The 8,481-nt window shown below is 66.3% G+C and carries 7 protein-coding genes and 1 pseudogene; 6 read left to right on the forward strand and 2 right to left on the reverse strand.

Annotated elements, in window-relative coordinates:
* The first annotated feature begins 63 nt into the window (after positions 1–63).
* Positions 64–1,698, forward strand: a complete 1,635-nt coding sequence (locus ACZ7IB_RS44080) for an ISKra4 family transposase (protein WP_470920638.1) — start codon at positions 64–66, stop codon at positions 1,696–1,698.
* A gap of 542 nt (positions 1,699–2,240) precedes the next feature.
* Here the strand turns inward: ACZ7IB_RS44080 and ACZ7IB_RS44085 are convergent.
* Together ACZ7IB_RS44085 and ACZ7IB_RS44090 are read right to left on the reverse strand one after the other, a co-directional pair.
* Entirely contained in the window at positions 2,241–2,453 is a 213-nt protein-coding gene (locus ACZ7IB_RS44085; RefSeq protein ID WP_365690520.1) for a LexA family protein, read from the reverse strand.
* A gap of 507 nt (positions 2,454–2,960) precedes the next feature.
* Positions 2,961–3,434 (reverse strand): hypothetical protein, encoded by a 474-nt coding sequence (locus tag ACZ7IB_RS44090; RefSeq protein ID WP_470920639.1) that lies wholly within the window; start codon positions 3,432–3,434, stop codon positions 2,961–2,963.
* A 105-nt stretch (positions 3,435–3,539) separates the two neighbouring features.
* Between ACZ7IB_RS44090 and ligD the strand changes: the two genes are divergently transcribed.
* The 5 genes and pseudogenes from ligD to ACZ7IB_RS44115 all read left to right on the forward strand — a co-directional run bounded on the left by ligD (position 3,540) and on the right by ACZ7IB_RS44115 (position 8,155).
* Positions 3,540–4,508 carry a non-homologous end-joining DNA ligase gene (gene ligD / locus ACZ7IB_RS44095; RefSeq protein WP_470920640.1) on the forward strand — a complete coding sequence of 323 codons (969 nt, stop codon included), beginning with the start codon at positions 3,540–3,542 and terminating at the stop codon, positions 4,506–4,508.
* Between the two features lie 410 nt (positions 4,509–4,918).
* Complete coding sequence (locus ACZ7IB_RS44100; protein WP_470920642.1) at positions 4,919–5,272, forward strand: SPDY domain-containing protein; 354 nt, start codon at positions 4,919–4,921, stop codon at positions 5,270–5,272.
* A 67-nt stretch (positions 5,273–5,339) separates the two neighbouring features.
* Complete coding sequence (locus tag ACZ7IB_RS44105; protein ID WP_365690495.1) at positions 5,340–5,642, forward strand: hypothetical protein; 303 nt, start codon at positions 5,340–5,342, stop codon at positions 5,640–5,642.
* A 215-nt stretch (positions 5,643–5,857) separates the two neighbouring features.
* A complete protein-coding gene (locus tag ACZ7IB_RS44110) occupies positions 5,858–6,430 on the forward strand; it encodes an SPDY domain-containing protein (RefSeq protein ID WP_470920643.1) in 573 nt (190 codons plus the stop codon).
* A 334-nt stretch (positions 6,431–6,764) separates the two neighbouring features.
* Positions 6,765–8,155: pseudogene (locus tag ACZ7IB_RS44115) on the forward strand (IS1380 family transposase).
* The last annotated feature ends 326 nt before the right edge of the window (positions 8,156–8,481 follow it).

The following is an 8,481-nucleotide window of genomic DNA, read 5'->3' on the forward strand; positions in this document are numbered from 1 at the left end:
GAAAGGGCTCTTCTCTCGTTGTCCATGGTGTTGAAGCCGTGGGACGACAAAGAAAAGAGCCCGATGCAAGCGCACGAGAATATTCAGACCGCCGAGGTGTTTCGGGCATCCCGCGACGGGCTCGAGAACCTCATATCCGACCTTTCGGGCCCCAGCGCGGGCGGGTGGTCCGAGGTCGAGCTGGAGGAGCACATCTTCGTGGTGGGCCGCGAGCTCCAGCGCCTCCTTCTCCAGGGACACCTGAACCTGCGGGCGGCCCGCGAGACCCGGCAGGAGTCGGTGACCGGCGCGGACGGCATCGAGCGCCGGTCCCTGGAGCCGGGGCACACCCGCCAGTTGGCCACCCGGTTCGGGACGGTCACCGTCACGCGCATCGCCTACCGGGCGAAAGGTGCGGTCAACCTGTATCCGGCCGACGCGGAGCTGAACCTGTCCGAGAACCGGCACTCCCTCGTGCTGCGGAAGCTCGCGGTCCAGCAGGCGGTACGGGGATCATTCGACGACGCGCACGCAATGCTCACCGAGCAGTGCGGGTCGGTGATCGGCAAGCGGCAGATCGAGGAGAACACCGTGAGTGCCGCCCGCGACATCGACACCTTCTACACCTCCCGTGCCCCAGTGGCCTGCACCGATGACACTCTGCTTGTGATCACCTCGGACGCCAAGGGCGTGGTGATGCGCCCCGAGGCCCTGCGCGAAGCGACCCGCAAGGCCGCCGAGAGTAAAGGCGGCCACACCTTCGCCACCCGGCTGGCCGGCGGAGAGAAACAGGGCCGCAAGCGGATGGCGACCCTGGCCGCCGTCTACGACACCGACCCCGTCCCCCGCCAGGCCCACGACGTGTTCACCCTCCCCACCGGCACCGGCACCGGCACCGGCACCGGCACCGGCACCGGCACCGGCACCGGCACCGGCACCGGCACCGGCACCGGCACCGGCACCGGCACCGATGTCGATATCGACGGCAGCGTGGAAGAGACGAAGGGCAAGGCAACCCGGGTCAAGGGCCCGGTGGCCTTCAACAAGTGGTTGACCGGCTCGATCGTCGAGGGCACCGAGGAGGTGATCACAGACGCCTTCGACCAGGCCGATCAGCGTGATCCCGTCCGGCGCCGCACCTGGCTGGTCCTGGTCGACGGGGCCCCGCACCAGATCGACGTCATCCGCGCCGAGGCCAAGCGCCGCAAGACGAAGATCCACATCTTGATCGACATCATCCATGTCGTCGAGTACTTATGGCGTGCGACCTGGGCGTTCCATGCCAGCGGTGACACCGGTGCCGAGCGGTGGGTCGTCGAGAAGGCCCTGTTGATCCTTCAGGGCCGGAGCCAGGACGCCGCTGCCGAGATCATCACCCAGGCCGACGAGGCCAAGCTCACTCCCGAACAACGCAAGGGAGCCGAGACCTGCGTCAACTACCTCACCACGAAACGCGAGTTCCTCGCCTACGACACCGCACTGACCAAGGGCTGGCCGATCGCGACGGGGATCATCGAGGGGGCGTGCAGGCATCTCGTCGGTGACCGTCTCGATATCACTGGATCAAGGTGGGGCCTGGCCGGCGCCGAGGCCGTACTCAAACTCCGCGCCCTGCACAGCAACGGCCACCTCGACGACTACTTCGCCTACCACGCCGAGCAGGAACACCGGCGCGTCCACCAAGCCCGCTACCAGGACAACTTCAGACTCGGAGCTTGATCAACAAATCCCTGCGTCAGAGCTACACCCAACGTCGTATGGGACGTAACCATCGGCGACAAGTCCGGCTTTTCCGATAACGTCATCGAATTCCACGCGGTCCCGCGCACCGGCGTCCTCACCCGCGACGGCGTCGCGCGCCTGCTCTACGGCAACTACCGAGACGGCATCGACCACGCCCGGTGCACTGACATACCCAAGGCTTCGCTCGTACCCCTGAACGCCAAGACCAAGTACGCCTGCGAGGTAGTTTTCAAGGGCGAGGAGCCGGGCGGCATGACCGAGTCGGTGAGGGTCACCGACTCAGGACCGCAGGTCTACTGACCTCCTACCGGGCAAGGCATACCCCACAACGAACGCCCGGTGCAGGTACACCGGACTGACTGACATGCAACGCAGGCCCGCCAATAGAAGCCCTGGGCGCCGACGTCTTCGCTGTACGTGCCTCACAAATGAAGAACCATGAGCAAGGCGGCACCCGCAGGGGTGCCGCCTTCTCCGTCATTACGTGAGACCGGGCACCGATGCTGGGTGTGACGAAATCATCTGCTCAGGCGAACGGAGCGACGACCTCGTCGACTGCGTCTGATCACGCCCATGGCTTCCAGCCGACCAAGCTGATAGGAAACCGAGGAAGGACTCGACAAGCCGACCTGTTCTCCGATCTCTCGGACGGTCGGCGCCTCGCCCCGGTCGGCAATGTGCTCCCGGATCGCGCGGAGAATCCGCTGCTGCCTGTCGGTGATTTCCGTCATGGGCCATCCCTCCACTCCCGAGCCTGCCGGCGAAGCTCAACCTGCTGCGGGCATGCCTTGTCCCGTCCGCCCCAGTATGGGTGACCAGCCATTCGGCACGACAGGTCCAGCAGCCGGCGGCGCAGTGAGGTCGTGCTGGAGGCGGCGGGCTGCTCGGCGAGGGTGTTGTACGTGCAGATCCAGTCGCTCTGGAGTCGGACTAGATCGTCGGGGAAGGGGATTCGCGCCATGGCTCAAATTAGACCATGTGTTCGAATTTCTGCGCCAAACCTGCCGATCTGGGGTGCGCCTCAGAGGGACTCCAGGGTCCTGAATGGTCAACCACCGGTCGACGAACTGGCCAGCTGCGGACCGACAGCAGCCGCTGACCTGCGGGCTCGCCCGGATGCTGTGGCCATGCATACGCGGAGTCACAGGATCTGTGACGGACCGCGATCCGGCACCGGGGAAGTAGTGGCGTGGGTGGCTGGTCAAGGCGGTCGGTACTCACGAATGGGAATCCCCTGATCAGTCCGTTGCCAGCGTGTCGGTGCCCATGTCTAGACGCATGGCTGTTCGGACGTCCGCCAAGGAATTCATCACCTCTGGGAAGATGCGTTCGCACTCCTCGTCACCGTTCTCCATGCCCGTGCCGGTCGCGTCTCTCAGCTTGCGCACGCTCCGGAAGTACGTGAGTGCTGGCTCAACGACTGCGCGGGGCGCAAAGACCTCAAGCTGGTAGCGCAGTTCGTAGCACCTGGCAAACGTCTGCCGCGCCACTACGATGCGCTCAGCATCCGGAAGAGAGCGGTCAAGAACGATGACCTGTAGGTCGCTGCGAACCTGCGCAAGCGTCGCCAGGTAGGCGCTGTATAGCTCCCGCTTGCTGCGTCTCCACTCACCAGCCGTCTCGCGTCGGTCTTTGCGCACCTCCACGAGGACTGTCGATCCCATGGCAATGGTTGCACCGAGAAGTGTGGCCGCCAACGTTGTCCACTCCATCTCAGCAAGCTAAGGGAGATGTGCTGTTCGAGGTAGGTCGCCTTTCGGCGCTTGTCGTCTGTGGTTGGACTGCGAAGACCTGTCCGTCGTTCAATCATCGAAGGTATGACTTCGAATTCCAGGCGCGCCCGGTTCGCCCCGCCGTATATCGCGCCGATGCTGGCCACGTCGGGGCCGCTGCCCGCGCGGGATGAGGACTGGGCGTTCGAGGTCAAATGGGACGGTGCGCGGTGTGTCCTGACGACTCAAGGCGACGGTGCGGTCCACCTGGCCTCTCGGGCAGGCAGTGATGTCACCGTCACGTACCCCGAGTTGCAGACGATGGGCGGATTCCTGCGTGGCAGCGGTGTCGTCCTCGACGGCGAGGTCGTAGCCCTGGACCCGGCGGGGCGGCCGGATTTCGGGCTGCTCCAACGCCGGATGGGTGTGGCGAACGCGCGCCGTGCCACCCATCTGGCACTGGAGATCCCCGTTCATCTGATGGTCTTCGATGTCATGTTCCTTGACGGCCGCCTGCTGCTCGACTCCTCATACCGCGAGCGTCGCCAGATCCTGTCCGGCCTGGGACTGGCCGGTCCGCACTGGTCGACGCCCGCATCCCTTCACGGGCACGGTGCCCAGGCGTGGGACGCCGTTGTGCGCGAGGGCCTGGAAGGGCTGGTCGCCAAGAGACTTTCTTCCCCGTATACGCCGGGAGCCCGTTCGCCTCACTGGCGCAAGACCAAGAGAGTGGAGACCGTGGACGTCGTCATCGGCGGCTGGACACAGAGCCGCGGTGCACCCCGGGGCATGCCGGGCGCGGTCCTGGTCGGCGTGGACGCGCCGGACGGTCTGCGGTACGTAGGGTCGGTGGGCTCGGGGATGTCCGAACGTGAGCGCGGCGAACTCGCCTCGTACCTGGCGGTCATCGCTCGCACCGAGTCGCCGTTCGCTGACCCGGTCCGGGTGGCTGACGCGCACTGGGTCGAACCGCGGCTGGTTGCGGAAGTCGCCGTCTTCGCGTGGACCGCCGCCGGCCGTCTGCGTCACCCGGTCTGGAAGCGGCTGCGGCCGGACCTGACCCGGCTGGACTGAGTATCGGACAGCGGCGTTCGTCTCCTGCCGTTGCTCCGCGTTGTAGAGCATGTGTAGGTTCTCAGCGCCCACGCCATATACCGACGCTGTGACCTGGGCGTTCTCACGGTGCATCTCACCTTGCCGCGCCTCCAGTTCTCGGCGCCGCGCCATTTCTGCAAGGGTTCACGTCGACCGGTAAGAACCACCAAGCCGCTGGCCAGCGCGTTCTCACGGCGACGTCACATGTGCAGCCCATATGGCGTCCCGGCCGAGAATATGGCGCGGATCTCGAGAACCTACAGCATGCCAGCGCCAGCAGTTCGCCCCGGGCAGACAGGAAAGATCCCGAAACGACTGGTGCAATGCTGCAGGGGCATGTCAACGTAGATGTCTTCCCGGGAAACACCAGGTCAGAGAGGTGATTGCCTATGACCGCGGGAATGCCCGCGCGCGGATTCTCCACGACCGTCGAGGCCCTGCGGCTGCATAGCTGGCAGCTGGGCCCCGGCCAGCCAACTCTCGTGATCGACTTGTTCAGCGCCGAGGACTACACCGTCATCGTGGACGACCGGGCTGATGTCCACATCGGCAGCAAGGATGGCCGTTTCTACCTCGGATGGTTCCCGCTCGGCCGGCCCGGCACGGATGACGAGGGCTGGAAACTGGCTGTCACCGGAACCGCGCACGAGCCCGGCTATCACGTGTCGTTCAACACCCAGACGCCAGCCGACATCGTTGCCGCGGCCGTGGCCCGTGTCCTGGCCACCTCACGTCCCGCCTGAGCGAGTGCCCGCAACGGGCCCGTTTCGACCTCTTCCGGGCACCAGCCCGCTATCGCAAGGAGACGCCTTGGAAACGACATCGGACCTCTCTGAGATCACCGTCGGCGAGCTGATCGACCGGCTCTCCGCTTACGATCGCGATGCCGTCGCGAGGCTGGCGATCAACCCCTTCTTTCCCATGGCCCACCGGATTGCCGGCGTGGTCGCAGCCCAGGACGAGAAGGGGCGGCCGGTGGTGTTCATCGCCGATGACGGTGAGCAGATCGGCTATCTGCCTCCCGATACCGCTGTCGAACTCACCTGGCAGCAGCCCGTTGACGGGCCACCGCGCCGGCGGCGAGGAGTAGCCCGCTCCAGCGACGACACCTGATCTGGACCCAACGACATATCGGAGGCGCCCTGAACCCGCCCTACCCCCGTGGCCCGTACTCCTCCAACCCGCCCGACCCGGCGTACTGGGTCTCCCCGCGCCATCTGGCCGGAGACGATGGCGTCCTCGCTGACCAGATCAGCGCCACACTCTCCGGCGCCGGCTGGGCGAACTGGACCATCGCCCGCGGCCCCAGAGAAGCGGCCCGCAGCACCATGCTCCACCTCAGCCCCAACGCGCTCTGCGCCGCCGAATGGATCCTGGCCGACTACCCCTTCCAACTCGGCGGACTCCCCGTCGCCTGGCAGGTCTCCGCCCGCCCACACTCAGACACCGCGCTGGCCGAGTGGAACGCCTACTTCACCACCGGCACCCCACACGAGGCACTCGCCGACTTCCTGTTCGCCCTCGACGCACGTACCGAACCCGCCATCGGATTCGACGGCCCCGACGCCGTCCTCGCCACGCTCACAAGGCAGGGCTGGATCCGCGACATCGACCACCCCGAAACCACCGCAGCCGACCCAGGGCACACCTCCAGCTTCACACTCTGCCTGCTGCCCCCGCTCATCCAGGACGGCGACCCGCACCCCGAGCCCATTGGCTGGCAGGCATGGGCGGAACCGGCCACGGGATCCCCGTACCTGTGGTGCGCAACCTTCAGCGCCTCGACCCCGCACGACCTGGTCGCCGCCTTCGCGGCCTCCCTGGCCTCACCGGCACCAGTGCTGCGCCACCGGCTACCGGAAGGCACCGAAGGCCGCCTCACCCTTAGCCCACCCACCTGATGTCCGCATCCAGCGCCGAGCTGGCCCGCACTGGCTCTCGCTGAGTGCGGCCAGGAGAGCCATACCGCTCGCGACGAACGCGGACGTCCGCGTTCGTCGCGACCGCGTCGTTACCGTGCAGCGGCGCCGGCCCGACCTACATGTCGTGACCCCGGTGTTCGGCCCGCACTGTCGAGAGGCCCGAGAACGAAGCTCAGGACCGACTACCTAAGCCTCGATCCACCGATCTGATGGCTGTGGATGACTCTTCGGGAAACAAGGAAGTGCCTTGTGACCTGCGATGATGGGAGTTCTTGAGGCTTCCAGCACGCGCGATCGGCAAGGCACTTCCGAGATGCAGGTTTCCCATACTCCAGCGGCGGTCTCCGCTGTGTTCGATGACCCGAATCTGGTCGCGCATGCCGGGCTGGTTCCGGTGATGCGGCTGGCCGAACGGTGTGGGCTGTCGGGCCTGGTGACGCAGAAGGTGAAGCTGAGCGGGACGACGAACGGCGCGGGTGCGTCGGCGGACGCCAAGGTCAGCAGCATCGTGGCCGGCATGGCGGCGGGCGCGGACAGTATCGACGACCTCCATATCCTGCGGCACGGTGCGATGCCGGCCCTGTTCCGGGGGCCCGTGCGCCGTCCACGCTGGGCACCTTCCTCCGTTCGTTCACCCACGGTCACGCACTCCAACTCCACGCTGTCCACCGCAGGTTCCTCGGTCAACTGGCCGCGCACACCCCGCTGCTACCCGGCTCCGGCGAGAAGGCGTTCATTGATGTCGACTCCACCCACAAACGCGTCTACGGCCGGGCCAAGCAGGGCGCCGAGTACGGCCGGTTCAAGGGCATCCGCACCCTGCACCCCCTGCTCGCCACGATCTGCACCCCACATTCCCGGCCAGTAATCGCCACAGTACGGATGCGCCGCGGCAAGGCAGCCGATTCCCGTGGGGCCCCGAAGTTCGTCAGTGAGGCGCTGGCCACCGCCGTCGAGGCGGGCTGCACCGGCACCCGGATCCTGCGAGCGGACTCGCAGTTCTACAACGCCGGGGTGATCGCCGCCTGCCGCCGGGCCGGAGCCCACTTCTCGATCACCTGCGGGATGAACCCCTCCATCAAACGGGCCGTCCTCGGCATTCCCGACCAGGCCTGGCAGCAGATCACGTACCCGACCGCGGTGCCCGACCCCGCCACCGGTGAACTCATCTCGGACGCCGAAGTCGCCGAGATACCCGCCTACACCGCCTTCGCCAGCCACATGAAAGCGGAGCGGGTCACCGCGCGGCTGATCGTGCGCCGGGTCCGTGACCTGGCCAAACCCGCCACCATGGGTGAGCAGGGCGAGTTGTTTCCCGTCTGGCGCTACCACCCGTTCTTCACCGACCAGCCCGCACAAACCCTCCAGGCCGAACGCGAACACCGCCACCACGCGGTCATCGAGCAGGTCATCGCCGACAGCAAAGCCTCCGCCCTGGCCCACCTGCCCTCCGCACACTTCAACGCCAACGCAGCATGGCTCACCCTGTGGGCGATGACCTACAACCTGCTGCGGGCCACCGGCACACAAGCCTCCGCCTTCCACGCCAGGGCCACCACAGCCACGATCCGCACCCACCTGGTCCACGTTCCGGCCCGGATCGCCCGCTCCGCCCGCCGCATCACACTGCATCTACCGCACAACTGGCCCTGGCAGCACGCCTGGACACACCTGTTCTCCACCGCCCACGGACCGGCCGGCTGATACGAACAGCCCCTGCCCACCCCGCCCGCAAGGGCCCGACCGGAACCGAACCGTGGAAATGCTGGGCAGACCAGCGGACACAACCTGCCCTCACCCGACCACCCGACCCCAAGCCGATCAAAAGACCACTCTCAAACCACCTCGGTGGATCGAGGCTAAGAGAGAGGCCGGTTATCTACAGGTGTCAAGTATCAGTGCGGGTCAGAACGTTGTTACGTTCTCAGCTATGTAAGAGGGCGGTTCGTGAGGCTTTGAGCTGTTCTGTCATCGCCTGATGGTGTGGGTGCGGGCCGAATCCGCTGGCCTGCAGCCGATGGTCTGTTGGG

It is taken from the genome of Streptomyces sp. NPDC037301 (assembly GCF_055602785.1).

Excerpts from the sequence above, each read along its gene's own strand:
- ACZ7IB_RS44110 (WP_470920643.1), top strand. The coding sequence starts at position 5,858 with ATGCTCCACCTCAGCCCCAACGCGCTCTGCGCCGCCGAATGGATCCTG.
- ligD (WP_470920640.1), top strand. The coding sequence starts at position 3,540 with ATGACTTCGAATTCCAGGCGCGCCCGGTTCGCCCCGCCGTATATCGCG.
- ACZ7IB_RS44085 (WP_365690520.1), bottom strand. The coding sequence starts at position 2,453 with ATGACGGAAATCACCGACAGGCAGCAGCGGATTCTCCGCGCGATCCGG.
- ACZ7IB_RS44100 (WP_470920642.1), top strand. The coding sequence starts at position 4,919 with ATGACCGCGGGAATGCCCGCGCGCGGATTCTCCACGACCGTCGAGGCC.
- ACZ7IB_RS44080 (WP_470920638.1), top strand. The coding sequence starts at position 64 with ATGCAAGCGCACGAGAATATTCAGACCGCCGAGGTGTTTCGGGCATCC.
- ACZ7IB_RS44090 (WP_470920639.1), bottom strand. The coding sequence starts at position 3,434 with ATGGAGTGGACAACGTTGGCGGCCACACTTCTCGGTGCAACCATTGCC.